This is a genomic window from Nocardia thraciensis (assembly GCF_054782435.1).
Window position 1 is genome coordinate 1 of sequence record NZ_BAAGSM010000017.1, and the last position, 24,978, is coordinate 24,978.

A 24,978-nucleotide genomic window follows, 5' to 3' on the forward strand; every position below is an offset into this window, starting at 1 on the left:
GGTGGCCGCGGCGGCGGCCCGCGCCCGACCCCGCCCCGGTGCGGTGGCGGCGGCCGCGGCGGCCGCGGGGGTGGCGGCGCCGCGCGTCCTGCCGGTCCGCAGGGCTCCGGCGCAGTAGCATCCGGCGGCGGCGCGTCCCGCGCGATGAACCGCATCGCCACGGCTCGCTCGGCGGGCGCCGGTCTGAACCGAGCCGACGCCGCCATGGGAGACGTCGCCGGTGACCGCTGGGCCAACCGCGAACCCAACCTCGGCAGGAGCACCATCCCGCGATGACGACGACCGAATCCACCTACGAGCACCGCTCGTACGGGCTGTGGCAGAAGCCCCGCAGCGCAGGCCTTTTCGGTCTGCGCTGGGGGGAGACCGTACTGGGCTTCGGGGTCGTCATCACCGCGCTGCTGACCGCGCTGGTGGCGGGGCCGAAGCCAGCGTTCTTCGTCGCCGGTGTCGGCGCGGTCGTGATGATTCCACTGGTCTGGCGGTCGGGCGGCCGCTCCGGTTACGAGACGGGATTGATGATGTTCCATTGGTTGCGCGGGCGCAGCAAGGGTGAGCACGTGTACCGCGGCGGCCGGTTCTCCCGGGTCCCCGGCGGGGTGGCGCGACTGCCCGGGCTGATGGCGCCGTCGAAGCTGTACGAGGGCATCGACGCGGGCGGCTACAGCTTCGGCATGATCCACCTGCCGCAGTTCGCCCAGTACACCGTGGTGCTGCGGGCCTGGCCGCAGGGGCACGAGGCGGTGGACCAGCCGGTGATCGACCGCTGGGTCTCGGCGTGGGGCACCTTCCTGGCCTCGCTCGGCCAGACCTCCGACATCGTCGCCGTCGTGCCCGTCATCGATACCGTGCCCGAGACCGGAAACCGTTTGCTCACCGAGGTTTCCACGATCACCCGCGCGGAGGCGCCGGAGCTGGCGCAGCAGGTGATGTTCGAGCTGGCGACCGAATTGCCCCAGGAGCGTGTGCAATTGCTGCCCCGCGTGGCGATCACGTTCAAGGCCACCACCGCCGAGCGCCGCAAGAATCCGGCCGAGGAGGCGGTCGAGATCGGCCGCCGACTGCCCGGGATCTGCGCCGCGCTGGCCGAGGCGGGCGTGCGTGCTCAGCCGATGTCGGCCGACGAGGTGATCTCGTTCATCCGCCGCAGCTACGACCCGGCGTCGCAGGCGGATCTGGAGGTGGCGGTCGGCGAGCCGGGCGGCCACGGCCTGGATTGGGCTGACGCGGGCCCGATTTCGCACGAGGAGCGCTGGGACCACTTCCTGCACGACGGCGGCCGCTCGGTCACCTGGGAGATGGACTCGGCGCCGGAGGGCGCGGTCGACGAGCGGGTGCTGCAGCGGCTGCTGGCGCCGAATCCGGAGGTTCCGCGCAAGCGCATCGCCATCGTGTACCGTCCGCACTCGGCGGCCGACGCCGCGGAGATCGTCGACGACGACTACAAGAACGCCCTGGTCGCGCAGCAGAGCGAGCGCGGGGTCGTCTCGGCGGCCGCGACGCTGCGGGTGGGCGCCACCCAGCAGGCCCGTGAGGAGCAGGCCCGGGGTCACGGTGTGACCCGCTTCGGGGCCCTGGTGACCATCACCGAGCCCCTGCGCGGCGACCTGCCGCGTATCGAAGCCATAACCCGCGACCTGTCCACGCAGGCGCGTTTGAAGATCCGGCGGTGCTACCGCTACCAGGCGGCGGCCTTCGCGGCCTCCCTCGGCTGCGGCGTGATCCTGCCGGAACACGCGACCATTCCGAAAGCATTGGCGGGGTGAGTCTTCATGGCAGGTGAGCACGAGCCTCCGGTTCGGTACCGCGGCGAGCCGCCGCGGTACAGCGAACGGGTGGTGGACCCGGAGAATCCGGTGCCCGTGCGCCGCGCGCGGCGCGGCGAGGAGTGGGAGCTCGAGGCGTACACGCCCGGCGAGCCTCACGTGGGCGAGTGGCCTGCCGACTGGGACGAGGTGCCCTTGCGCCCCGTGCGCCGCCGCGCCCCGGGCGAACCGGGCCAGGACTCCGACCGCCGTGCGCCCACCCAGCCCGAGCACGAATCCGACACCGCGCGTACGGAACCGCGCGCCCCGCACCACGACGACCACCCGGCCGCGGGACGCACCGCCGAATCGCGCATCGCCCACGGCCCCCAACGCGATCCACGGCGTGGGACCGCCGACCCCGAGGACGACCGCGAACCGCGTGCCGCGCGGGGAAAGATGCGTCGTGCCGCCGACACCGGCCGCCGCGACGAATCGTCTCGTATCGGGCATCGTGGCGAGCCCGGCTCCGGAGGCGCTGGAGACTCGCGCGCCGGACGAGGTGTCGAGCGTGCGGATGGCCCAGAGCTGCGTGGCGGGGCCGCCCCGCCCGAGCCTGCTCGCCTGAACATGGGTGCCGGAGGCGCGGGCGCCGAACCGGAGAACGCGGCCGAATCGCCCACCGCGCGTTCGGAACTGCGTGCGTCGGACCGATCCGAGGGCGGCCCGGCGGGCCGCGCGTCCGACCATGGCGCCGCGCACGCCGAGTTCTACAGCGCGAGCGGAGACGGCGCCCCACAGGCGGACCACACCGAATCGCGTACCGCACATGCGGAGTTCCACTCCGCGCGAGGAGCGGGTGTCGTACCGGCGGACCGGGTGCAGTTCGATGCCGCGGGTGGAGAGGGCGTCGACCAAGCGGGCCGTGCCGAGTCTCGTGCCGCACATGCGGAGTTCTATTCCGCGAGTGGGGACGACGCCATACCGGCGAACCACACCGAATCTGGTGCCGCGCGCACAGAGTTCGACTCTGCGGGTGGCGAGGGCCTCGAGCGGTCGGGTCGTGCCGAGTCTGGTGCTGCGCGCACAGAGTTCGACTCCGTGGGTGGCGAGGGTCTCGGGCGGGCGGGTCGTGCCGAATCTGGTGCTGCGCGTGTGGAGTTCCACTCCGCGGAGGGTGGGGGTGCCGCGCCGGCAGGCCGTGTCGAAGTTGGCGCTGGGCGCGGTGAGTTCGATTCTGCCGGTGGAGAGGGTGTCGAGCTGGGGGACAGTGCCGAGTCTCGTGCTGGGCATGCGGAGTTCTACTCGGCGGACCGCGAGGCCGACGGGCAGGCGCGATCGCGTGTGACGGAGGCGGAACGCCGCGACGCGGGCCGGGATGGCGGCGAGTGGGCGGAGTACATCGAAACGGGTACGCCGCGTGGCGAAACGGGCGGCCCCGGGCACACCGGTGCAGATCATCCGGAGCGAGGCGCCACGCCCTCGGCGGATATCGCGCGCGGGAACGAATCCCGTGGCGCCGGGAGCACGCCCGCAGGACGAGGCGGACGCGGTCGAGGTGGTCCTAGCGGCGCGGCCGGCACCTCCGACGGCCCAGCCACAGGCGCGCCCGAGGGTCCGTACGAGGGCCCGGATGATCCCGTCGCCGAGCAGGCCGCGGCATCGAGATCCCAGGCCTCGCCGGGGAATCGCCCGGATCGCAAGGCTCGGGGCGGGCCCGAATCCCGTTCCGGCAGTGGGCGATCGCGCTCCGCCCAATCTCGCGACGGCAGGTCCGAACGAGGATACGCAGCTGATGCCGACCGGCGTGTCGAGCGGCCGCGCGGCGAATCCCGTTCCACCGCAGGACGATCCGGACAGCGCCGCCGCGGCCTGGATGATCGCCGCGGCGCATCACGAGCACAGGACAACGCCGCGCGACCGGAGCGGCCGACACGAGAATACGGGGGGCCCGAAATGTCGCTGCGAGCCCCATCTCCGGACGGCGCCGCCCGTCCCCGGCCGGACCGGCAGTCCGCCCCGCCCCGGCCCGCGAGCCCGCGCGGTGGGCCCCGGAATGCCAAGGCGGGCAAGCAGAAGAAGCAGGGCCCGCCGCTGCTCGACGACCACGCCCGGGCGCGCTACGAGGCCATCGCCCGCGAGCGCAACGGCCTGCGGGCGGCGTGGGCGGCATTCCGCATCCGCACCGACGATCTGCGTCGGGCCAACGCGTCGGCCCGGATCGAGGCCTTCGTCGAGGACGGATTCGACCGCGATACCCAGCCCCTCACCGATCGGGGCTACGCCGGTCCCGGCGGCGGCCGCATGAACGTCGTCGGACGGCCGGTGGAGTACCGTGCCACCACGGCGCAGGTGGCGGGGCTGTGGCCCTGGTCGGTCGGCGCGGGCGCGCCGCTGATCGGCACCCCGCTCGGATCCCATCTGCACACCGGCGCGCCGGTCTGCTTCGACCCGATGAACTGGTTCATGCGCGGCAGCTTCATCACCGCGCCGAGCCTGTTCGTGCTGGGGCTCAACGGTTTCGGCAAATCCTCGCTGGTGCGGCGCATCGTGCTCGGCGGCGTCGCCCAGGGCATCACGCCGCTGATCCTGGCCGATGTCAAACCGGACTACCGCAAGATGGTGGAGATGGTCGGCGGCCAGGTCATCGACCTGGGATACGGCCACGGCGTGCTGAACCCGCTCGCGGGCGGCGTGCTCGGCTCGATCGTGCCGATATTGGAGGATATGCCCGCGCTGCAACTGCAGGTGACGCAGGAGCTCCGCGCGCGCCAGGTCACCCTGATCGCCGGTCTGGTCGAGCTGGTGCGCGGCGCGCGCGTGCGCGACTACGAGGAGACGCTGATCTCCACGGCCCTGCGCATCCTGTACCGCGAGGGCAGCGGCTACACCCCGGACAACCCGCCGATCATGGAGGATCTGGCGAACGTGATCGGTGGCGGGAGCGAGGAACTCAAGCTCGACGCCGGCGCCGAGACCATGGACGAGTACCACGAGGCCACCAAGGGCCTGCGCCGGTCGCTGCGCGCGCTGACCCAGGGCCCGTTCGGTGCGGTGTTCAACGGGCAGACCACCACGCCGATCGACACCTCCGCGGTCGCGGTATGCGTCGACGTGTCGCATATCCCCAACGGCGACAAGAAACTCAAGGCCGCCGTGATGCTGTCCTGCTGGGCGGACGGCTTCGCCTCGGTCGAGGCCGCGCACGTGCTCGCCGACGCCAAAATCGGCCCGCAGCGCTACTTCCAGGTCGTGATGGACGAGCTGTGGCAGGTGCTCGGGCTCGGCGACTTCATGGTCGACCGCGTCGACGAGCTGACCCGCCTGCAGCGCGGCCTGGCCACCTCGCTGATCATGATCAGCCACACCATCAAGGACCTGCAGTCGCTGGGTTCTGAGGCCGCCATCGCCAAGGCGCTCGGCTTCCTCGAACGCGCGCGCGCCAAGATCTTCGGCGCGCTGCCGCCCGAGGAGATCAAGCGCCTGGATTCGACGGTGCCGTTCACCTCGGCCGAGGAGGAGATGGTGACGAGTTGGTCGGCGCCGCAGGCACTCACGGGCGAGGCGCTCAAGCCCGGGCAGGCCCGGCCTCCGGCGCCGGGCACCGGCAAGTTCCTGCTCAAGATCGGCGAGGATCGCCGCCCCGGGATTCCGTTCCACATGGAGTTCACGATGTCGGAGAAGGAAAGCGGCATCCACGAGACCAACCAGCGTTTCAGCGAGTTCACCGAGTCCACGTCGAAGCACGGGGACGAGGGGAGCGCCGCGTGAGGCGCGGGCCGATCGCCGCACAGGCGTTCAGTCGGAGAAGGGCCGACTCGAGTCGCGATCGGGTTGTGCCGCACCATGATTCGCGCAGTCGGCTGCTGAGCATCGGGAGGTTCGTCGGATGATGCCGCACAGGTCCTATCGAAGAGTGTCGCCGGAGGTGCGCCAGGCCGCGGTCGAGCAGGTGATCGCGCTGACCGGGAAGCTGCGCAGCGAATCGGAGGCCTGCCGGGTGGTCGCCGAGCAGATCGGCGTGCACACCAACTCGGTGCGCAACTGGGTCCGCGCCGCCGAGGGACCCGGTCTCGAGCGAATGGACGCGGGCGCGCTGCGCCGCAAGGTCGCCCTGCTGCAGCAGCAGCTGGCCGCCGCGGCCGAAATGAACCGCACCCTCGCCGAAACCCTCAACGACGCCAAACGCACCACATGACCCCAGCCACCACATCGTCCTCCGCACGTTTCGCCGGTTCCCGCACCCCTTCCAGGCCTCTGCCAGGGGTGCGTGAGCACGCAAAGGGTGCGGCGAAAAGTGATGCTCCGGTGGAGGTTCCGCGCCCCGGGGCGTGTGCCCGCCTCGATGGGCAGACTCCCGCACGGTTTGTCGGATCGCGCACCCCCTTCATGAGCATGCAGGGGGTGCGTGAGCGTGCGAGGGGTGCGGCAACCAGTGGTGCGCGGGTCGAGGGTCGGCGTGTGAGGGGTGTGGGAAGGGTGCGGGGTGAGCGCTAAGACCCTGGCGTGGATGGGGCTGGGGAGCGTGATCGCGCTGGTCACGCTCGTGCTGGTGGTGGTAGTGCCCGCCTCGGAGGACGAGTGCGATACGACGACCGTGCCGTCGTCCGTCGCCCCGCCGCTCGGCGGCTACGCACCCGGGGACCCGCGAGCGGCGGGGACATCGGCGGCCGGCACGTCGGGTAGTCAGGCGCGCCCGACCCCGGATTCGTCGACGCGGCCGAATATGCCGGGTGTGACGAACGCGCCCGCGGCGATGAAGACGACCGCGACGGGTGCGCCCTCACTGGCGGCCGGGAACGCGCCGATCCGCCGGACCTGGCCGCTGCCGGGCGGATCCTTCTATGTCTCCGACACCTTCGGCGCCCGCAACGGCGGTCATCTCGGCGTCGACCTGGCCGCCGCCGACGGGACCCCGATCTTCTCCGTCGCCGACGGCGTGGTCGTGGCCGCGGGCCCGGCGTCGGGCTTCGGCAACTGGATCGTCGTGGACTCCATCGACGTCAACGGCCGCCCGTTCTCGGCGGTGTACGGGCACGAGTGGGAGAGCGGGGTCAAGGTGCGCGTGGGCCAGACCGTGCGCGCCGGGCAGGAGATCGGCGCCGTCGGCTCGGCGGGCGAATCCTCCGGCCCGCACCTGCATTTCGAGATCGTGCCCGGTGGCCGGTTCACGGGCGGCCGCCAGATCGACCCGCTGCCTTGGCTCGACGGCGCCCCGACCCCGAACGCCGGTGGGGCGTGGCCGTATTCCACCAACCCGAACTGCCTGCGCGGCTTCGGCACCGCGGGTGGCGCGCTCGCCGACGGGAAGGTGCCGCCGGAACTCGAGGTCTGGTACCGGCGCGCGGGTTCGCTGTGCCCGGAGATGACTCCGTCGATCCTCGCCGCGCAGGGCCGCCAGGAGTCCGGCTTCCGGCGTGGTCTGACCTCCCCGGCGGGCGCCCAGGGCTTGTCGCAGTTCCTGCCCGGCACCGCGCGCGCCACCAATCCCGACGACGGTCAGCCGTATCTGATCGACGCCGACGGCAATGGCGCGGCGAGCATCTGGGACGACGGCGACGCGATCATGGCCCAGGGCCGCTACATGTGCGCGATCGCCCACAAGGTCGAGGGCTGGATCGGCGAGGGCAAGGTGCGCGGCGACGTCGTACCGCTGTCCCTGGCGGCGTACAACGCGGGGGAGGGCGCGGTGCTGGCGTCGGGCGGCATGCCCAACCAGTACGCCGCGCACTTCTCCGAGACCCAGCCGTACGTCGCCAACATCCTGGCGATGGAGGGCCAGTACCGGGCGCCGGGGTCGATGGGCCGGTTCCAGCCGGAGGGCGACGGCGACGGCAGCGATGTCGTCGAGGCCGCCGAGCAGTGGCTCGGTACGCCGTACGTGTGGGGCGGCGGCGGTCCGTCCGGACCCACCGGCGGCGGCCTGGACGGCCCGGGTCTCACCTCGGCGGCGGTCTTCGCCGCCTCCTCCGGCCGGGTGAACCTGCCGCGCACGGCCGAACAGCAGTGGGAGATCGGCGCGGAGATCCCGGTGAGCAAGGCCCGGCCGGGCGATCTGGTGTTCTCCGAATTCGGCCGCCGCGGCCCGGCGGAGGTGGGCGTCTACATCGGCGACAGCACGATGATCAAGGCCGAGGACCCCTCCGGCGTGCGTGAGGCCCCGATCCCCGGCGACGGCCGGTTGCGGAGGGTGATGTGATGGACACACGCGCACGAAAGGGACACGCCGGGACCGGATCCGCGCGGGTGCTGCCGATTCGCCGCCCGGGCCGGATAACCTGGAAGAATACGATGAAACAGGCGAATCTGGTGGTGATGCTGGTGGTGGGCGTCGCGATGCTGGCCGCCGCCTGTGGCGGCAGCGGCGGTGACGATGCGGATGCGGCCGCCGGGCGCACACCCACGTCCACCCTCCGGCAACTCGAGGCGGTTCCCGCGCCCGATCCGACCACCCCCGACGGCGTGGCCGTCGCCGCGATCAAGGAGATCTACACCTGGTATCCGAGGACGGAGAGCCAGGATGCCTCGCTGTTGCGGGCCCGGAAGTGGCTGGGTCCCAGCCTGATCCGTATTCTGGATACGCCACCCGGCGCCGCCGAGACCCCGAAACCGACACTGCGCTGGGCGGATTGGGGTAAGGCGGACGCCAAGGTGGAGGCGTTCACCTTCGCGTCGGGGGAGAAGGCCCCCAACGCAGGCGATCCGAACAACCAGCAGTACAAGATCGGGATAGAGCAGACCGTCGTCTATCCGGACGGCCGGCGCGAACCGCTGCCGCCGGCGACGGTCATCGCCACCGTCGTGCACACCCCCGACGGCTGGCGGCTCGACGGATTCCGTTGAGCCGCACCCACGAATAACGGTCACCCCCAGGAGGCGGAGATGGCGAAGAAGGTACGGGACCCGGCCGATCCGGGTCCGGACGTATCCACGTATCTGATCTTCATCGGTTTCGGGCTGGTCGGAACGGTCTGGGCCGCGCTGCACCTGGGTAACCGGCTCTCGGCGACGAGACAGGACATCCCGATCAATCCGATCGAGGTGGTGGCGCGCCTGGTGCGCGGCAAGATCGAGTGGCCCACGCCCGCCACCGTGATCCTGCTGCTGGTCGTGGTGCTGGTCGTGGCGGCCGTGATCGTACGCAAGCGGCTGAAGAAGAAGCAGGGCAAGGGCGCGCTGCCGGTCGACGCCAAGGCGCAGTACATGGGCAGCGGCGGCGCCATCGCCTCGCTGACCGAATCGGGCGCGCGGGCGAAGGCCGAGCAGATCGGCGTGCGGCTGGGCTACGACGATCCGCCCGGCGTTCCGATCGGCATCTCGGTGGCCGACGGGGTTCCGCTGTACGGCTCGTATGAGGACCTGCACCTGGACATCTGGGGCCCTCGCCAGGGCAAGACCACCTCCCGCGTGATCCCCGCGATCCTCACCGCCATCGGGCCGGTACTGGCCACCTCGAACAAGCGCGACGTGGTCGACGCGACGCGAGATGTACGCGAGGCCAAGGGTTCTCGGACGTTCATCTTCGATCCGCAGGGCGTGGCGGGGGAGCATCCGACCTGGTATTGGAATCCGCTGGCTTGGGTGGACGCGCCGCGCGACGGCTGTGAGATGCGTGCTGCCCGTCTCGCCGGTCACTTCGCCGACGGCGACGACGGCTCGGACGAGACTCGCGACACCTACTTCGACCCCGAGGCCGAGGACCTGCTGGCGGGTCTGTTCCTCGCCGCATCGGTGGCGAATCTTCCGATCACCCAGGTCTGGGAGTGGGTTACCGATCCCAACAACGGCGAACCGGTCGAGATACTGCGCCGCGCGGCCCCGTACTACGGGGCGCCCGGACTCAACTTCGCGGCATCCGGTCTGGCGCAGCAGTACAACGCCGAAGCCCGCACCAGAAGCGGCATTTTCGGCACCGCGAAGAAGATGGCTCGCTGCCTGAAGCTGTCGAATGTGCACAAGTGGGTCACCGCGGGCGCCGAATCACGTTACGAGTTCGACGAACTGGAGTTCCTGGACGGAAACTGGACCCTCTACTGCCTCTCCCTGGAAGGCCGAGGTTCGGCGGGTCCGCTGGTGAGCGCGCTGACCGAGGCGGTGATCGAAAGGGCCATGTACAAGGCGTCCCAGTCTCGCGGCGGCCGCCTGCCCATCCCGCTGCTCGCCGTGCTGGACGAAGCGGCCAACATCGTCCGTTGGAAGGATCTGCCGAAACAGTACAGCCACTTCGGCTCTCGCGGCATCGTCGTCATGACGGTGCTGCAGTCCTGGGCACAGGGCGCTCGCTGCTGGGGCGAGGCTGGTATGGAGGCGCTGTGGGCCGCCGCCAACATCAAGGTGCTCGGCAGCGGCGTGGACGACATCAAGTTCCTGACCCAGCGCTCGGAGGCGATCGGTGACTACGATTCGATCTCGGCCTCGGTATCGGAGTCCAAGGGCAGCAAGAGCTATTCGCGGTCGCTGGGATCCTCGCGCACGCTCAACGTGAACGCTCTCGTGACATTTCCCCGCGGTCGCGCGATCGTATTCTCCTCGGGCGCACCGGCGACGATGGTTCGCACCGTGCCGTGGTGGGAGGGCGAGTACGCTGCCGAGGTGAAGCGCTCGATCGAGCAGCACGATCCGCAGCGGGCGAGCACCGTGAACGACTTGATCGAGTCCCGTGGCGCAACCGATATCGCGCCGCCCCCCACGACCTACGGACAGCCCGAGGAGGTCCGGCCACTGTGAATCCTGACCAGCCACATGACACGATCTATAAGGACGTTGTCGAGTTCGTGGAGAACTATCTGAGTCTCGTGTACCGGCGTCAGGTCACCGATCTCACCGATACGGTGTGGTGCCCGGAATGGTGGAAGCACGCGGAGGCCGTGGTGCGACTGCAGGCGTTGTGGCGCGCGTGGGAGTATCTGCGTCAGGACGAGACCGTGGGGATGAGCATCTGGTTCCTGGACCACGCCGACAAACATATGGCCAAGCTGCTGGATCCGCGCGGGCCCTTCAAGTACTGCAGCGTGCGCCATGGGCATAAGGAAATGCTCAACCCGCTGCCGTTGAAATCTCCGCAGCACGGCATGTTCGCCGATCCGGCCGTCGACCCGTCCGCGGGGGACTTCCGCTCCTGAAAAGCGAAGCCCCGCACTCGATCCCGGAATGTCGGCCGCCGGATCCCGCGGACGGGATCACGACCGAATTTCCGATTCGGGCGGGACGACTGTCGTCGACGCCGGAGCTCTACTGCCGGGTGCGCTCGCGCTCGCGGCCGCGCTCCTCGACCTCCCGGGTGCGGGGGATGCGTGCCGGATCGTCTGGCCGGGTGCGTACCGCCGCCTGCGGCGGATGCGCCTGGCTGACCTCCATGAGCATCCGTACGGCGGCCAGTTCGGGGGCAACCCCGATCCGGGCGAGGTGGCCTGCCAGGGCCTGCCGCCGCTCCACGGAGTCGTACCGGTCCAGCTCGCGCACCTTGGTCTTCGCCGCCGCGGCCTGTGCGGCGCTGCGCGCGGCCGTGGCCTGTGCGGCGAAGCGGTCCTTCTCCAGGGAGACGCCCTTCTCGAGCACGGGCTTTTCCAGCATCCGCGCCAGCTCGAGGTTGCGTGGGTCCTTGGACTTGGCTTCGCGCGCGTCCCGGAGCATGCGCTCCCGGGCTTCCTTGACCCGCTCCTGCGTCATCTTGACGCGGGCCTCGGCTTCACGTTGGCCACGTTCCCGGGTGCGCAGTGCGACCAATGTCGCAAGCTGCAACATTTGCCTCATCAGTGCCGCTGTTTCGCGACCGATGTCGTCGAGTTCCTCGGCCATAGCCTGCTCCCCGATGCTGCAGTGATCACTGTGGATGATTGTGGTGCTTCGTCATGGACAACGCCACCCGAACGGTGGTTCGCGTGACGATGCCCCGCCTGCAAACGCGGACACCGGGAGCACTTTTCGACGAGGGCACCACCTGGTGGGGCGGATACTACGTCGCTTCGTACTCCGTTCTTCGAGGTTACCAGTCAAAAAGCAGGGTTACCTTACTCAGACCGTGCAACAAAAGCATATATCGCACATTTCCGGCAAGGAACCCGAAGCGCCGAATGTTCTCCAGATTCAGAATGCCCTAACCGAATGACCTGTGCCAGTGCGACATGCGGGGTCCCTACCGGTAGGTTTCCGCGCCCGCCCCGATCCGCGACGGGCACGGCGCCGAGAGCCGACGCCGTGCCCAAAATCGCCGTGGCCGTAGGGAATCAGGCCACCGTCACCGAATCGAAGGTGACCGGTAGGTTCGGTTTGCCGCCGCCCGGGCGCGGGTCCATCGAGCCGTCGTCGCCCGCCGCCGCGATCTTGTCCAGCGTCTGCAACCCGGCCTCGTCGACCGTGCCGAAGATGGTGTACTGCGGCGGCAGCTGCGAATCGCCGTAGATGAGGAAGAACTGGCTGCCGTTGGTGCCGGGTCCGGCGTTGGCCATCGCCACCACGCCGCGCTTGTACTGGACCGGCGTCGGATCGGCGGCCAGCTGCTCCGGCGAGAACTGGTCTGTCGGGTACTCGTTGTCGAAGGCGTAGCCCGGGCCGCCCTTGCCGCTGCCGGTCGGATCGCCGCACTGCAGCATCTTCAGGCCCTTGGTGCTGAGCCGATGGCACGGCGTGCCGTTGAAGTAACCCTGGTTTACCAGGCTGACGAAACTGTTGGTGGTGCAGGGCGATTCGCCCGAGTTCAGCTTGATATCGATCGGGCCCTGGCTGCTCTGGATACGGACCGTCTGCGCCTCGGCGGTGGAGACCTCGGTCTTCTCCGGCTTGTGCACGGGCTTGGCGGCCTCGCCGCCGTCGTTGTAGGCGCAGCCGACCGTCGCCGGTTTGGGCTTGGCCTGCGGCGGCGGCGCGGCCTGCGGGGTCTCGGTCTGCGAGGTGTCCGGGTTCGCCGCCGCGGCATCCTGATCGTCGCCGCGGGTCAGATAGTAGATCCCGACACCGGCCGCGACCACGACGACCACACCGAGCGCTGATCCGGCGATGGCGAGCCGCTTGCGCTTGCGGGCTCGCTCGGCCTGGCGGGCCAGTCGTCGCTCCAGCTTGCGTTTGGCCGCCGCTCGCCGCTGTTCGTTGCTCGGCACTCCCTATTCCTCCCGTGCTGTGTTCGTCTGCACCGCCTCCGGCGGGTGAACCCTGAGCTTCCGGCAATAGAGTGTGCCATCAGTTGCTGAGAACCGTGTTCGTCGGCTCCGCTCGGCCGCGGCGGGAACCGGTTGGACTATTCGTGGGGGCGTGGGGGAGACTGGACGATCGTGACCAAGACCAGCAGCTTTGCCGCCCCGAAGGGTTTCCCGGACTACCTGCCGCCCGCCTCCGCACAGTTCGTCGCCGTCCGCGACGCGCTCGTGCACGCGGCGCGGCTGGCCGGGTACGGGCATGTGGAGCTGCCGATCTTCGAGGAGACCGGGCTGTTCGCGCGCGGCGTCGGCGAGTCCACCGACGTGGTCAGCAAGGAGATGTGGACCTTCCCCGACCGCAAGAACCGCAGCATGACGCTGCGCCCGGAGGGGACTGCCTCCGTCATGCGGGCGGTGATCGAGCACGGGCTCGACCGCGGCCCGCTGCCGGTGAAGCTGTGCTACGTCGGTCCGTTCTTCCGATACGAGAACGTGCAGGCCGGGCGCTACCGGCAGCTGCAGCAGGTGGGTGTGGAGGCCATCGGAGTGGACGATCCGGCGCTGGACGCCGAGGTGATCGCCATCGCCGACACCGGATTCCGGTCGCTCGGGCTCGACGGGTTCCGGCTCGAGATCACCTCGCTCGGCGACGACACCTGCCGCCCGCAGTACCGGGAGCTGCTGCAGCAGTATCTGCTCGGGCTGCCGCTGGACGAGGAGACCGAGCGCCGGGTGCGGATCAACCCGCTGCGAGTGCTCGACGACAAGCGGCCGGAGGTGCGGGAACTGACCGCCGACGCACCGCTCATGCTCGACCACCTCTCGGAGTCCGCGAAGACGCATTTCGACCAGGTGCTCGGGTATCTGGACGCGCTCGGTGTGCCGTACGTGGTCAATCCGCGCATGGTCCGCGGGCTCGACTACTACACCAAGACCACCTTCGAATTCGTGCACGACGGACTGGGGGCGCAGTCCGGCATCGGCGGGGGCGGCCGCTACGACGGCCTGATGGCCGAGTTGGGCGGGCAGCCACTGTCCGGCATCGGCTTCGGGCTCGGCGTCGATCGCGCGATCCTGGCGCTGGAGGCCGAGGGCAAGGCCGCTGCCGATCCGGCCCGGGTGGACGTGTTCGGAGTGCCGCTGGGCGAGGCCGCCAAGAGCAGGCTGGTGGAGCTGGCGGGCCGGTTGCGTGCCGCCGGTATCCGGGTGGATCTCTCCTATGGCGGCCGGGGCGTCAAGGGCGCGATGAAGTCCGCCGACCGGTCGGGCGCGAAATACGCTCTGGTGCTGGGCGATCGCGATCTGGCCGAGGGTGAGATCGGGCTGAAGGACCTGTCCACCGGCGACCAGCAGCAGATCCGGATCGATGACACCGTCGCCGCCGTCACCGCCGCCCTGGCGGCGGATCGGTAGTAGCGTCACGGATACGGCGCCCGCCCCCGATGGCGAGTCACCCCTGGATGATTCGGTGAACGGGCGGGCGTTCGACCGACCGGACGAATGTGGACGAGTGACTGAACAAACCGATCCCGAAGGGCCGCAACGGGTCGGCCTGGATCTGATCGCCCCCGAGCTGTACGCGCCGATGCTGCGGCGACTGCTACTGGCGGCGCTCGCCCTCGGTGTCCTCACCGCGCTGCTGCTGGGCCTGCTGGTGGGCTGGTCGGTGGGGCTGCTGGCCGGGTCGCTGCTCGGCGCGCCCACCGCGCTGTACGCCGCGGCGGTGCAGCGGCGGCGAATCTGGCTGGCGGGCACCGTGGTCGAGGCTCGGAGGCTGTTCGGTGTGCGGCGGGTGGATATCGCCGCCGCCGAGGGTGTCGAGATCCTGGTCTATCCGGGCAGGCTCAGCCGCATCGCGCTGCGGATCACCGCCGGGGGCGGCACCCAGGCGGTCCCGCTGGCGATGTACACCGACGCCGGGAGTGGCCGGGAACTGCATATCCTGGGCCTGCGCAAGCTCGCCGACGCCCTGGCGTCCAGTAAACTCGCTGCGGCCCTGTCGGTTTCGGATCTCCTGATCGGCCAGCTGCGCGCCGAGGCCCGCGACACGGGGCTGGAGGAGCGGCCGCTCTACCGCGCGGTGCAGTTGGTGCGCGCCAAGGATGCCGTACAACCGGTCGTGCTCAGCGATAGCGAGATCGCCACGCTGGAGTGAGGTCCGCACGACATGGTCGGACAGGTGCCGCGGGTAGCGAGAGAGAGCGATGCGGTGGTGCGTGGCGGCCGCGTGGCCCGCGGTCGGCGGCGCCGGGGAGGCAGTCGCGGCGAGAGGTTCGCGGAGAGGGCAGGCCGGGCTCAGGCCGCTTGCGACGGTGGTCCTGCGTGCGAAGTGGGCTGGGGCGCAAGTTAGTTCGTCTGCCTAGTGGTTCGCCGAGGGTTTGCGGGGTGGGAATGTCGCGTTGCTCACGGTGCGCGCTGCGGGCGAGTGAGGGTCGTTAGGGTTGGGGGAGGCCGTCGATCAAGAGGAGTTGTCGTGAGCACCGCAACCCGCACGCCCGTGACCGTCACCGTGACCGGTGGCGCCGGTCAGATCGCCTATGGGTTGCTGTTCCGGATCGCCTCCGGTGCGATGCTGGGCTCCGGCACTCCCGTGCGGCTGCGGCTGCTGGAGGTTCCGGCGGCGGTCGGCGCGCTGGAGGGGGTGGCGATGGAGCTGGAGGACGGCGCGTTCCCGCTCCTGGAGTCGGTCGATATCAGCGACGACCCGTGGGTCGGATTCGACGGCGCCAACGTGGCGCTGCTGGTCGGTGCGCGACCCCGGACCACCGGTATGGAGCGCGCGGATCTGCTGGCCGCCAACGGCCCGATCTTCACCGACCAGGGCGCGGCCATCAACGCCAGCGCCGCCGAGGACGTGAAGGTGCTCGTGGTCGGCAACCCGGCCAATACGAACGCCTTCATAGCGATGAGCAACGCGCCCGATGTCCCGGCCGCGCGCTTCACCGCGCTGACCCGGCTCGACCACAACCGCGCCATCGCCCAGCTGGCCCGCCGGACCGGCACGGCCGCCGCCGAGATCCACCGGGTAAGTGTGTGGGGCAACCACTCCGCCACGCAGTATCCGGATATCGAGCACGCCACCATCGCGGGCCGCCCCGCTCCCGAGGTCGTCGCCGATGAGGCCTGGATCCGCGAGGATTTCATCCCGACCGTGCAGCAGCGCGGCACCGCGATCATCAAGGCCCGCGGCGCGTCGTCCGCCGCCAGCGCGGCCAGCGCCGCCATCGACCACATCCACGACTGGGTGCTGGGCACCGCGGCCGGGGACTGGGTGTCCATGGCGGTGCCGTCCGACGGTTCCTACGGCGTCCCCGAGGGCCTGATCAGCTCGTTCCCGGTCACCTGCGCAGACGGCCGCTACACCATGGTCCCCGGCCTCTCGATCAGCGAATTCTCCCGCGAGCGCATCGATCTCAGCGTCGCCGAGCTCGAATCCGAGCGCGACGCCGTCATGGACCTCGGTTTCGCCAAGAAGCGCTGAGTTCAGGAGGTCTTGGCGATGACCGATTCGGCGTAGCGCTCCAGATTGGCGATCTTGGTTTCCAGGGGCTCGGTGTCGGGGCCGGGGGTGTAGGGGTAGCGGAAGCCGACGATGACGTCGGTGACGCCCTTGTCCTCGAGGCGCTTGATGCCATCGGGGGTATAGGCGTCGATCGAGGCGACGTGGATCTCGAACGGGCCGGAACGGTCGCTCTGCGCGCGCAATTCGGTCAGCCGGGCCAGCATCCTGTCCAGATCCCCGGCGTCGCCGCCCGCGTGCATCCAGCCGTCGCACAGCCGCACCGCGCGGCGCAGGGCCGCGTCGCTGTGCCCGCCCACCAGGATCGGCACGGGCTCCGTCGGCGCGGGCGTGATCTTGATCTTCTGGATGTCGTAGAACTCGCCGTGATACTCGAAGTACTCACCGGTGCACAGCCCGCGGACCACCTCGATGCATTCGTCCATCCGCTTGCCGCGGCGCTCGAACGGCACGCCCATGATGTCGAAGTCCTCCGGCCACGGGCTGATCCCGACACCGAGGGCGAACCGGTTGTCGCTGAGATACGCCAGTGAGGCGGTCTGCTTGGCGACCAGGACCGGCGGGCGGATCGGCAGTTTGATCACGAACGGGTTGAACCGCAGCGTCTTCGTGGCCGCCGCCAAGGCCGCGGACAGCACGAAGGTCTCGATGAAGGGCTTGCCGTCGAGAAACTCGCGGGAGCCGTCGGGCGTGTACGGGTACGTCGAATCCGATTCCGCCGGATACGCGATGCTGTCGGCGATCGACATACCGTGGAATCCCGCGGCCTCCGCGGCCTGCGCCAGCGGGATGTAGTAGGCGGGATCGGTCATCGCCTCCGCGTAAGTGAAGCGCATCGAGGCATCCTCTCGGCTCGCTGCAAACTAGAACAGATTCTAATAGCTCTCGAGATAGTAGCCCGAGCCGGGCAAAGCTGTCAGTAGATCGGTGAATGCGTCCCGCTGACCCGCGTATCCGCCTGGTGGGCACGGATTATCGGTGAGTGGGTGCCCGTGTTCGCGTTGTCGCCACGGTTCCGCGGTAGCGCACTCGCGGGCTCGATTATGTAACGCGTTCTATGTGTCTATGTTCGAGCGGAACGCGACCGGCCCGGGCCGAAGCGGGCCCGGGCCGGTCGCGGTGCGCGTGAACCTACAGCTGATCCATCTCGTAATCGTTGATGATCTCGTCGTGATGGGTCTGGCCGATGACCTCGGGTGCGGTCTCGCCCAGCGCGCCGGTGAGATCGGTATTGCCCGTGGGGCTCTGGTAGGGCTGCACGTTGCGGTCGTGCTCCTCCTCGTTGCCGCGCTGACCGGCGGCAGCGGCGGGAGCGCCCATGAATCCCGAGCCCATGCCCTGTCCGGCCACACCGGACATTCCGGGGCCGAACGGCATGCCCGGGATGCCGCCCAGGCCGGGCCGCGCGCCCGTGACCGAGGCGCCGGGACCACCGGGGGTGGCGCCCACGCCGCCGCCGAGGCCGCCGACCCCGCCGAGGCCAGCGGCCGTTCCGCCGCCGCCTCCCATCCCGCTGCCGCCGGAACCGGCGTGCGCGCCGTTGCCGTCGAAGGAGGACGAATACGTGGAGGTGCCGCCGGTAGCCGAATCGCCGAGGCCCGCGGCCATGGTGTCCGAGGCGCCGCTCGAGATCAGCTGCTGCGCCTGCTCCATGATCGGCTGGCCTACGCTCTCCGCCACCGACTGTGCCGCCTGGGCGGCCTGCGGGCCGTTGGCGCCCAGCACCTGCTGGACGACACCGGCCAGCTGGCCGGTGTAGCCGCCCAGCTCACCGCGGGTGGCATTGGTGATCGCGACCGCCTGGCCCAGATGCTCGGTGGCGAGACCGATCAGCGTGGCCTGGGCCGGTGGCGTGAAGATCAATGGAGCCAGCGTGGAGGCCTGCGCCGCAAAGGTATTCGCGACGGCGGTGAGCTGGACATTGCCGCGCTGGACGACCGCCGCGGCCTCCTCGGTGAGCTTGGAGATGTCGAAGCCGCGCTGGGCGGCGTCCTCGCCCTGGACCTGGGTCTGCTGGCCCGCGGCCTGCGCGCTGTTCGACGACTGGCCCTCCCACACCTCGCCGACACTCTTCAACGCGCCCTGGCCGACCGACATCGCGCTCTGGATGACCTGTGAGGACTGGCTGAGCAGATTCGCCGGGTTGAGCGAGCCCATGACACCGGTGCCGAAGGAGGACAGCAGGTCCAGGATCGGCTTGAACAGCATGTCGACGCCCGGCAGCGCGGGCAGCGCGAGGCCGTTCATCAGGGCGGCGGCCGGATCGGCCGGGAGCGCGGCGTTCGCGGCGACGGCCGGGACGGCCGCCTGCTGCGCCGCCGCGGCGGCGCCACCGGCCGCGCTGTTCACCGCGTTGTGTGCGCCGCCGAGGACGCCGGACGGATCGCCGCCGAGGGCGCCCCGCGCGCTGTCGATCGCGCTGTGCGCGGCGCCGAGCAGGGGAGAGGCCGGGTCGACGGCCGCGGCCGGGGCGACGGCCGCCGCGGCGTCGGGGGCGCCACCGCCGCCACCCAGCCCGGGCGCGTGCGGAACGGCCGTCAGCGGTGCGCCCTCGTCCTCGAACTCCTTGCGGGAGGGCACGAATTCGGGCGGTTCGGGGGGCGGCATATCGGCGGGCAGCTGACCCACCGGGACGTCCTGGATCGGGCCCTGCTGGGCCGCGGAGGTCAGGACCGGATCGCCGGCCGGAGCGGGCGCCGCCGCCTCCGAGGAGGCTGCCGGGGCGGCCGCGGGCGCGTCGATGACGCCGCTGTCGTGTCCGGAATCGAGTGTGCGCACGAGTTATCCCCCGATCTGATTGCCGAGGGACCCCAGGAGGTTCGAGAACGACGAGTCGGAGTCGTCGATCACCGCGGCCGTGCCGAATGCGTGCTTTCCGAGATTGTCGACCTTGCCCGAGAGCTCGTTGATGTCCTTGGCGTGCAACACCTGCGCGGCGGCGAACATGGCCAGATAGTCCGCGCCGATGACGCCGAACACCGGGGTCATCGCGGCGACGTGCGTGACCGTGTCCATATCCCCCGCCGCGGCGATCTGACCCGCGACACCCTCCTGCGTCGCCGCGAACGTGCGAACCGCGTCGCTCTCGATCGAGAGTGGTTCACTCATCGAATCTGCCCCCCAATCATCATGATCATCAGCTTTCGTGAAACGTCGGTGCTCGTGATCTGCTGCGTCGCCGCGTGACTCCCGGCAACGGCTCGGCCTCAATATAGCCGACCTGCGGGACAGGTTTCGAGCGGACGCGACGCCCGGGCGGAACAAACGGAAGCAAACTAGAACTTGTTGCAAATTAGAACGGGTTCTATATCCTCTGTGCCATGAAGGTCGCAGTCACCGGCGCCGCCGGCTTCCTTGGCACGAATCTGCTCCGCCAGTTGGTGGAGCAAGGTCACGAGGTGACCGCCATCGACCGGGTTCGGCCCTCCGGCGCCGCCGCGGCGGGTGTCACCTGGGTGACCGGCGACGTGCTGGATCCGGCGTCCATGCGCGCGGCCCTCGAGGGCGCCGAGATGCTCTACCACCTGGTCGCGGTGATCACCCTGGCCCATCGCGACGATCTGGCCTGGCGGGTGAACACCGAGGGCGTGCGGGTGGTCGCCGAGGCGGCGCTGGAGGTCGGCGTCCGCCGCATGGTGCACGCCAGCTCCATCCACGCCTTCAACCAGTACACCTGCGGCGGCCGGATCGATGAGCGGTCGGCGCGTTCGGTCGAGGAGCACCTGCCGGTCTACGACCGCTCCAAGTGGCAGGGCGAGATCGAGTTGCGCAAGGTCATCGACGCGGGGCTGGACGCGGTGATCTGCAATCCGACCGGCGTCTACGGCCCGATCGACCACTCCGACTCCCGGATCAACACCACGCTGTGGGACTGTGCGCGCGGCCGCGTCCCGGTGATGATCGGCGGCGGCTTCGACCTGGTCGACGTGCGCGACGTGGCGGCCGGGCTGATCCTGGCCGGTGAGCACGGCCGCACCGGCGAGAACTACCTGCTGACCGGCGAGATGCTGACCATGCTGGAGGTGAGCCGGATGGCCGCGTCCGCCAACGGCAAGCGGGGCCCGTCGTTCGCGATTCCACTCAAGGTGATCTCGGCGGTGCTGCCGGTGCTGGAGCCCGCGGCCAAGCTGCTGGGCAGCGACCGGGTGTCGAAGGCGGCGATGGGCGCGCTGCTGTCGGCGCCGCTGGTGGACGGCAACAAGGCGCGGGTGGAACTGGGCTACCGGCCCCGCCCGACGGCCGAGACGCTGCGCGATCTGATCGCGTTCTACAAGGGCGCGTCGCCGCGGCCCGAGGCGCCCAGCGTCGCTTGACAGCGATTAGAACAGATGTTCGACTGGAGGTGTGCGGTGGCAGAAGCAGACCCTCGACGTCGATGACGGGGCGTTGCCGGGGCTCGAGCGCGCGGGTTTCGTCCGCAGCGTCCGGACTCCCGACTTCGAGGGCGTCACGTTCCACGAGGTGCTGTGCAAGAGCGCGCTGAACAAGATGCCGCGGGGTTCGGGGTTGCCGTTCAACTGGACGATCAACCCGATGCGCGGCTGCTCGCACGCCTGCCGGTACTGCTTCGCCCGCGGCAGCCACGAATACCTGGAGCTGGACGCGGGCCGCGACTTCGACACCCAGATCGTGGTGAAGACGAACGTCGCCGCCGTGCTGCGCCGCGAACTGCACCGGCGCTCGTGGCGGCGCGAAGGCGTGGCGCTGGGCACCAATACCGATCCGTATCAGCGCGCCGAGGGGCGCTACCGGCTGATGCCGGGCATCATCGGCGCACTGGCCGATTCGGGCACGCCGTTCTCCGTTCTCACCAAGGGCACGCTGCTGCGTCGCGATCTGCCGCTGCTGGTGCAGGCGTCGCGGGTGGTGCCGGTCAGCCTCGCGGTCTCGATCGCGATCCTCGACGAGGACCTGCACCGCAGCCTGGAGTCGGGGACGCCGTCGCCGCGCGCCCGGCTGGATCTGGTGCGCGCGCTGGCCGATGCCGGGTTCGCCGTGCACGTCATGGTCGCCCCGGTGATTCCCTGTCTCTCCGACGGCAGCGCCCACCTGGACGCGCTGTTCGGCGAGATCGCCGCCGCCGGCGCCGCGAGCGCGGTGGCGTTCCCGATGCATCTGCGCGGCAGCACGCGCGGCTGGTTCCTGGAATGGCTGACCACCCACCACCCAGCGCTGCTGCGGCGGTACCGGCAGCTGTACGGTCGTGGGGCGTACGTCACACCGGAGTATTCTGCGTGGCTACGCGGCCGGGTCGATCCGCTGCTCGCGCGGCACGGACTGCACCGCGAGCGGCCGGGCGACACCGCGCCGCCCCGGGAGCCGGATACCGGCTCGCGGGAGCCCGATCCGCAGCTGGCGCTGTTCGCCTGACGCAGTCCGGGCTGAATCTGCTCAATCTTGTTGGACCGCACATAACTCGGGTGTGTCCGAGGTGCGGGGGAGTAACTTGGCCAGTGGTACCTCATACCGACGAGGAAGTGATGCAGGCGCATGGCTGACGAAACGCGTCGACTCGAAAAGGTCGTTATCCGCTTCGCCGGTGACTCCGGCGACGGAATGCAGCTGACGGGCGACCGTTTCACGCACGAGGCGGCGGCCTTCGGCAACGACCTCGCCACCATGCCGAACTTCCCGGCCGAGATCCGGGCGCCGCAGGGCACGCTGCCCGGCGTCTCCTCGTTCCAGATCCAGATTGCCGACCACGACATCCTCACCGCGGGTGACCAGCCCGACGTGCTGGTGGCGATGAATCCGGCTGCGCTCGAGGCGAATCTGGAAGATCTGGCCCGCGGTGCCACGGTGATCGTGAACACCGACGAGTTCACCAAGCGCACGCTGACCAAGGTGGGGTACGCGACCGATCCGCTCGCCGACGACACGCTGTCGGATTTCGTCGTGCACCGGGTGCCGATGACATCGCTGACGCTGGCCGCCACCGGATCCACCGGCATCGGCAAGAAGGACGCCCAGCGCGCGAAGAACATGTTCGCCCTCGGGCTGCTGTCATGGATGTACGGGCGGCCGATCGCGGGGACCGAGCAGTTCGTGCGGGAGAAGTTCGCGGCCGAACCGGCTATCGCCGAGGCGAACCTGATCGCCCTGCGCACCGGCTGGAACTACGGCGAGACCACCGAAACCTTCGCCACCACATACGAAGTCGCCCCGGCGACCCTGGCGCCGGGCACCTATCGGCAGATCACCGGCAATACGGCGCTGGCGTACGGCATCGTGGCCGCCGGGCAGCTGTCGGGTCTGGAGGTGTTCCTGGGCACCTACCCGATCACTCCGGCGTCGGACATCCTGCACGAGCTGAGCAAGCACAAGAGCTTCGGCGTCACCACCTTCCAGGCCGAGGACGAGATCGCGGGAATCGGTGCGGCACTGGGTGCTTCGCTCGGTGGGGCACTGGGCGTCACCAGCACTTCCGGCCCGGGCCTGGCGCTCAAGAGCGAGACCATCGGCCTGGCCGTCATGACCGAACTGCCGCTGCTGATCGTCGACGTGCAGCGCGGCGGCCCCTCCACCGGCCTGCCGACCAAGACCGAGCAGGCCGACCTGCTGCAGGCGCTGTACGGCCGCAACGGTGAGTCGCCGGTGGCGATCGTCGCACCGCGTTCGCCCGCGGACTGTTTCGCGGCCGCGGTGGAGGCGGCCCGCATCGCGCTGACCTACCGCACGCCCGTGCTGCTGCTGTCCGACGGGGCGATCGCCAACGGGTCGGAGCCGTGGGCCATTCCGGATGTCGCCGCGCTGGCGCCGATCGATCCGGGCTTCGAATCCGAGGCGGAGGCGGATTCGTTCCAGCCGTACGCGCGCGACCCGGAGACGCTCGCCCGCGCGCTCGCGATACCCGGCACGGCCGGCCTGGCGCACCGCATCGGCGGCCTCGAGAAGGCGGACGGCAGCGGCAACATCTCCTACGACCCGGCCAACCACGAGCTGATGGTGCGGTTGCGGCAGGCCAAGATCGACGGCATAGCGGTTCCCGACCTGGAGGTCGACGATCCGGAAGGCGGCGCCGAACTGCTGCTGATCGGCTGGGGGAGTTCGTTCGGCCCGATCGGCGAGGCGTGCCGCCGGGCGCGGCGGCGCGGGGTGCCGGTGGCGCAGGCGCACCTGCGGAATCTGAACCCGTTGCCCGCCAACACCGAAGAGGTGTTGCGCCGCTACCGCACGGTGGTGTGCCCGGAGATGAACGGCGGCCAGCTGGCCACCCTGCTGCGCGCCCGTTACCTGGTGGACGTGCAGCCGTGGACGAAGATCGCCGGAACCGCCTTCTCGGCCCAGGAACTGGTCGGTGTCATCGACGCCGCGCTCGACGGCTCCATCGCGGAAATGGAACACGACAAGGCCTTCGCCGCGCGTGCGCGGGCCACGTATCGCACCCCAGGGGGCAAGTGATGACCATTGTCGAAACCTCGCTCGTGGGCACCGATCTCGGCCTGACCGGACTGTCCGGGGTGCCCGGCGCGGACGGGCCGCAGAAGGCCAAGGACTTCACCTCCGACCAGGAGGTGCGCTGGTGCCCCGGCTGTGGCGACTACGTCATCCTCGCCACCGTGCGCGGCTTCCTCGCCGAACTCGGGCTGCGTCGCGAGAATCTCATGTTCGTCTCCGGTATCGGGTGCTCGAGCCGGTTCCCCTACTACCTGGACGCCTACGGGATCCACTCGATCCACGGCCGCGCGCCCGCCATCGCCACCGGACTGGCCGTGACCCGACCCGATCTGTCGGTGTGGGTGGTGACCGGCGACGGCGACGCGCTGTCCATCGGCGGCAACCATCTCATCCACGCGCTGCGCCGCAACGTGAACATGACGATCCTGCTGTTCAACAACCGGATCTACGGGCTGACCAAGGGGCAGTACTCGCCGACCTCGGAACCGGGCAAGGTCACCAAGTCGACGCCGATGGGTTCGGTGGACCATCCGTTCAACACGCTGTCGGTGGCGTTGGGCGCCGAGGCCACGTTCGCGGCGCGGGCGCTGGATTCGGACCGCACGGGGCTGACCGAGGTGCTGCGCGCCGCCGCCGAGCACCGCGGCGCCTCCTTCGTAGAGATCCTGCAGGACTGCCCGATCTTCAACGACGGCTCGTTCGACGCGCTGCGCAAGGAGAACGCCGAATCCCACCTGATCAGGCTCCGGCACGCGCAACCCGTCCGCTTCGGCGCCGACGGCGAATTCGCGGTCGTGCGAAAGGGTTTCGGTCTCAGGGTGGTGCGGGCCGAGACGGTCGCCGAATCCGAGATCGTCGTCCACGACGCCTACACCGACGACCCGGAGTACGCCTACGCCCTGTCCCGCCTGTCCGACCAGGACCTGTCCCACGTCCCCGTCGGCATCTTCCGCAGCGTCTCCCGCCCGACGTATGACGACGGCGTCCGCGCCCAGACCACGATGGCCCGGGAGCGCAAGCCGGTGGGAGACGGTTCACTGCAGGAGTTGCTGACCGGCAAGGAGACCTGGACGGTCGGCTGACGGCTGACGCCGTCCCGTTAAGCTATCGCCCACCACATTTCGGGTACGCGCCCCGCCACGCTTCCGGTATGCGCCCCTATATTTCCGGTACGCGCCCCACC

Annotated in this window: 20 protein-coding genes; 15 read left to right on the top strand and 5 right to left on the bottom strand. The window is 69.9% G+C overall.

Going from position 1 to position 24,978, the window contains the following annotated elements; genetic code table 11:
• Window positions 1-272: 272 nt before the first annotated feature.
• The 8 genes from ACYVLQ_RS07865 (at window position 273) to ACYVLQ_RS07900 (ending at window position 10,867) form a co-directional block, all read left to right on the top strand.
• Entirely contained in the window at window positions 273-1,766 is a 1,494-nt protein-coding gene (locus ACYVLQ_RS07865) for an SCO6880 family protein (RefSeq protein WP_460696728.1), read from the top strand.
• A gap of 445 nt (window positions 1,767-2,211) precedes the next feature.
• Complete coding sequence (locus tag ACYVLQ_RS07870) at window positions 2,212-2,373, top strand: hypothetical protein (RefSeq protein ID WP_460696729.1); 162 nt, start codon at window positions 2,212-2,214, stop codon at window positions 2,371-2,373.
• Window positions 2,374-3,701: 1,328 nt separating this feature from the next.
• Window positions 3,702-5,516, top strand: coding sequence for a hypothetical protein (locus ACYVLQ_RS07875; protein WP_460696730.1), 1,815 nt, complete (start codon window positions 3,702-3,704; stop codon window positions 5,514-5,516).
• A gap of 118 nt (window positions 5,517-5,634) precedes the next feature.
• The gene (locus tag ACYVLQ_RS07880) at window positions 5,635-5,943 is read left to right on the top strand and encodes a transposase (RefSeq protein ID WP_068032680.1); all 309 of its coding nucleotides are present in this window, start codon (window positions 5,635-5,637) and stop codon (window positions 5,941-5,943) included.
• Between the two features lie 288 nt (window positions 5,944-6,231).
• Entirely contained in the window at window positions 6,232-7,944 is a 1,713-nt protein-coding gene (locus ACYVLQ_RS07885) for a peptidoglycan DD-metalloendopeptidase family protein (RefSeq protein WP_460696731.1), read from the top strand.
• Window positions 7,944-8,588, top strand: a complete 645-nt coding sequence (locus ACYVLQ_RS07890) for a hypothetical protein (RefSeq protein ID WP_460696732.1) — start codon at window positions 7,944-7,946, stop codon at window positions 8,586-8,588. Before ACYVLQ_RS07885 ends, ACYVLQ_RS07890 begins: the two co-directional genes overlap by 1 nt.
• A gap of 39 nt (window positions 8,589-8,627) precedes the next feature.
• Window positions 8,628-10,472 carry a type IV secretory system conjugative DNA transfer family protein gene (locus tag ACYVLQ_RS07895; RefSeq protein ID WP_460696733.1) on the top strand — a complete coding sequence of 615 codons (1,845 nt, stop codon included), beginning with the start codon at window positions 8,628-8,630 and terminating at the stop codon, window positions 10,470-10,472.
• Complete coding sequence (locus ACYVLQ_RS07900; protein WP_460696734.1) at window positions 10,469-10,867, top strand: DUF4913 domain-containing protein; 399 nt, start codon at window positions 10,469-10,471, stop codon at window positions 10,865-10,867. Before ACYVLQ_RS07895 ends, ACYVLQ_RS07900 begins: the two co-directional genes overlap by 4 nt.
• A gap of 109 nt (window positions 10,868-10,976) precedes the next feature.
• Here ACYVLQ_RS07900 and ACYVLQ_RS07905 read toward each other — a convergent pair whose 3' ends face one another.
• A complete protein-coding gene (locus ACYVLQ_RS07905) occupies window positions 10,977-11,543 on the bottom strand; it encodes a hypothetical protein (RefSeq protein ID WP_460696735.1) in 567 nt (188 codons plus the stop codon).
• Between the two features lie 428 nt (window positions 11,544-11,971).
• Window positions 11,972-12,841: a peptidylprolyl isomerase gene (locus ACYVLQ_RS07910; RefSeq protein WP_460696736.1), complete on the bottom strand. Its 870-nt coding sequence runs from the start codon at window positions 12,839-12,841 to the stop codon at window positions 11,972-11,974.
• A gap of 171 nt (window positions 12,842-13,012) precedes the next feature.
• On the opposite strand from ACYVLQ_RS07910, the gene hisS reads away from it, so the two are divergent.
• The 3 genes from hisS to ACYVLQ_RS07925 all read left to right on the top strand — a co-directional run bounded on the left by hisS (window position 13,013) and on the right by ACYVLQ_RS07925 (window position 16,358).
• Window positions 13,013-14,290, top strand: coding sequence for a histidine--tRNA ligase (hisS, locus tag ACYVLQ_RS07915; protein ID WP_460696737.1), 1,278 nt, complete (start codon window positions 13,013-13,015; stop codon window positions 14,288-14,290).
• A 97-nt stretch (window positions 14,291-14,387) separates the two neighbouring features.
• Window positions 14,388-15,032: a hypothetical protein gene (locus ACYVLQ_RS07920; protein WP_460696738.1), complete on the top strand. Its 645-nt coding sequence runs from the start codon at window positions 14,388-14,390 to the stop codon at window positions 15,030-15,032.
• A gap of 318 nt (window positions 15,033-15,350) precedes the next feature.
• On the top strand, window positions 15,351-16,358 hold the full coding sequence (locus ACYVLQ_RS07925; protein ID WP_460696739.1) for a malate dehydrogenase: 1,008 nt from the start codon (window positions 15,351-15,353) through the stop codon (window positions 16,356-16,358).
• A 2-nt stretch (window positions 16,359-16,360) separates the two neighbouring features.
• On the opposite strand, the gene ACYVLQ_RS07930 is transcribed toward ACYVLQ_RS07925, so the two are convergent.
• From ACYVLQ_RS07930 to ACYVLQ_RS07940, 3 genes are all read right to left on the bottom strand, one after another.
• On the bottom strand, window positions 16,361-17,233 hold the full coding sequence (locus tag ACYVLQ_RS07930; RefSeq protein ID WP_460696740.1) for a TIGR03619 family F420-dependent LLM class oxidoreductase: 873 nt from the start codon (window positions 17,231-17,233) through the stop codon (window positions 16,361-16,363).
• 295 nt (window positions 17,234-17,528) lie between these two features.
• Window positions 17,529-19,175: a hypothetical protein gene (locus ACYVLQ_RS07935; RefSeq protein WP_460696741.1), complete on the bottom strand. Its 1,647-nt coding sequence runs from the start codon at window positions 19,173-19,175 to the stop codon at window positions 17,529-17,531.
• Between the two features lie 3 nt (window positions 19,176-19,178).
• On the bottom strand, window positions 19,179-19,505 hold the full coding sequence (locus ACYVLQ_RS07940; protein WP_068018833.1) for a type VII secretion target: 327 nt from the start codon (window positions 19,503-19,505) through the stop codon (window positions 19,179-19,181).
• Window positions 19,506-19,717: 212 nt separating this feature from the next.
• On the opposite strand from ACYVLQ_RS07940, the gene ACYVLQ_RS07945 reads away from it, so the two are divergent.
• The 4 genes from ACYVLQ_RS07945 to ACYVLQ_RS07960 all read left to right on the top strand — a co-directional run bounded on the left by ACYVLQ_RS07945 (window position 19,718) and on the right by ACYVLQ_RS07960 (window position 24,877).
• Window positions 19,718-20,710, top strand: coding sequence for an NAD-dependent epimerase/dehydratase family protein (locus ACYVLQ_RS07945; protein WP_460696742.1), 993 nt, complete (start codon window positions 19,718-19,720; stop codon window positions 20,708-20,710).
• Between the two features lie 31 nt (window positions 20,711-20,741).
• Window positions 20,742-21,767 (top strand): Rv2578c family radical SAM protein, encoded by a 1,026-nt coding sequence (locus tag ACYVLQ_RS07950; RefSeq protein WP_460696743.1) that lies wholly within the window; start codon window positions 20,742-20,744, stop codon window positions 21,765-21,767.
• Between the two features lie 120 nt (window positions 21,768-21,887).
• Complete coding sequence (locus ACYVLQ_RS07955; protein ID WP_460696744.1) at window positions 21,888-23,798, top strand: 2-oxoacid:acceptor oxidoreductase subunit alpha; 1,911 nt, start codon at window positions 21,888-21,890, stop codon at window positions 23,796-23,798.
• Window positions 23,798-24,877 (top strand): 2-oxoacid:ferredoxin oxidoreductase subunit beta, encoded by a 1,080-nt coding sequence (locus ACYVLQ_RS07960; RefSeq protein ID WP_460696745.1) that lies wholly within the window; start codon window positions 23,798-23,800, stop codon window positions 24,875-24,877. The genes ACYVLQ_RS07955 and ACYVLQ_RS07960 overlap by 1 nt, the downstream gene beginning before the upstream one ends.
• Window positions 24,878-24,978: the final 101 nt, after the last annotated feature.

Coding starts and splice junctions, on each gene's coding strand:
- ACYVLQ_RS07865 (WP_460696728.1), top strand. CDS start 273: ATGACGACGACCGAATCCACCTACGAGCACCGCTCGTACGGGCTGTGG.
- ACYVLQ_RS07945 (WP_460696742.1), top strand. CDS start 19,718: ATGAAGGTCGCAGTCACCGGCGCCGCCGGCTTCCTTGGCACGAATCTG.
- ACYVLQ_RS07895 (WP_460696733.1), top strand. CDS start 8,628: ATGGCGAAGAAGGTACGGGACCCGGCCGATCCGGGTCCGGACGTATCC.
- ACYVLQ_RS07955 (WP_460696744.1), top strand. CDS start 21,888: ATGGCTGACGAAACGCGTCGACTCGAAAAGGTCGTTATCCGCTTCGCC.
- ACYVLQ_RS07930 (WP_460696740.1), bottom strand. CDS start 17,233: ATGCGCTTCACTTACGCGGAGGCGATGACCGATCCCGCCTACTACATC.
- ACYVLQ_RS07880 (WP_068032680.1), top strand. CDS start 5,635: ATGATGCCGCACAGGTCCTATCGAAGAGTGTCGCCGGAGGTGCGCCAG.
- ACYVLQ_RS07890 (WP_460696732.1), top strand. CDS start 7,944: ATGGACACACGCGCACGAAAGGGACACGCCGGGACCGGATCCGCGCGG.
- ACYVLQ_RS07875 (WP_460696730.1), top strand. CDS start 3,702: ATGTCGCTGCGAGCCCCATCTCCGGACGGCGCCGCCCGTCCCCGGCCG.
- ACYVLQ_RS07960 (WP_460696745.1), top strand. CDS start 23,798: ATGACCATTGTCGAAACCTCGCTCGTGGGCACCGATCTCGGCCTGACC.
- ACYVLQ_RS07940 (WP_068018833.1), bottom strand. CDS start 19,505: ATGAGTGAACCACTCTCGATCGAGAGCGACGCGGTTCGCACGTTCGCG.
- ACYVLQ_RS07905 (WP_460696735.1), bottom strand. CDS start 11,543: ATGGCCGAGGAACTCGACGACATCGGTCGCGAAACAGCGGCACTGATG.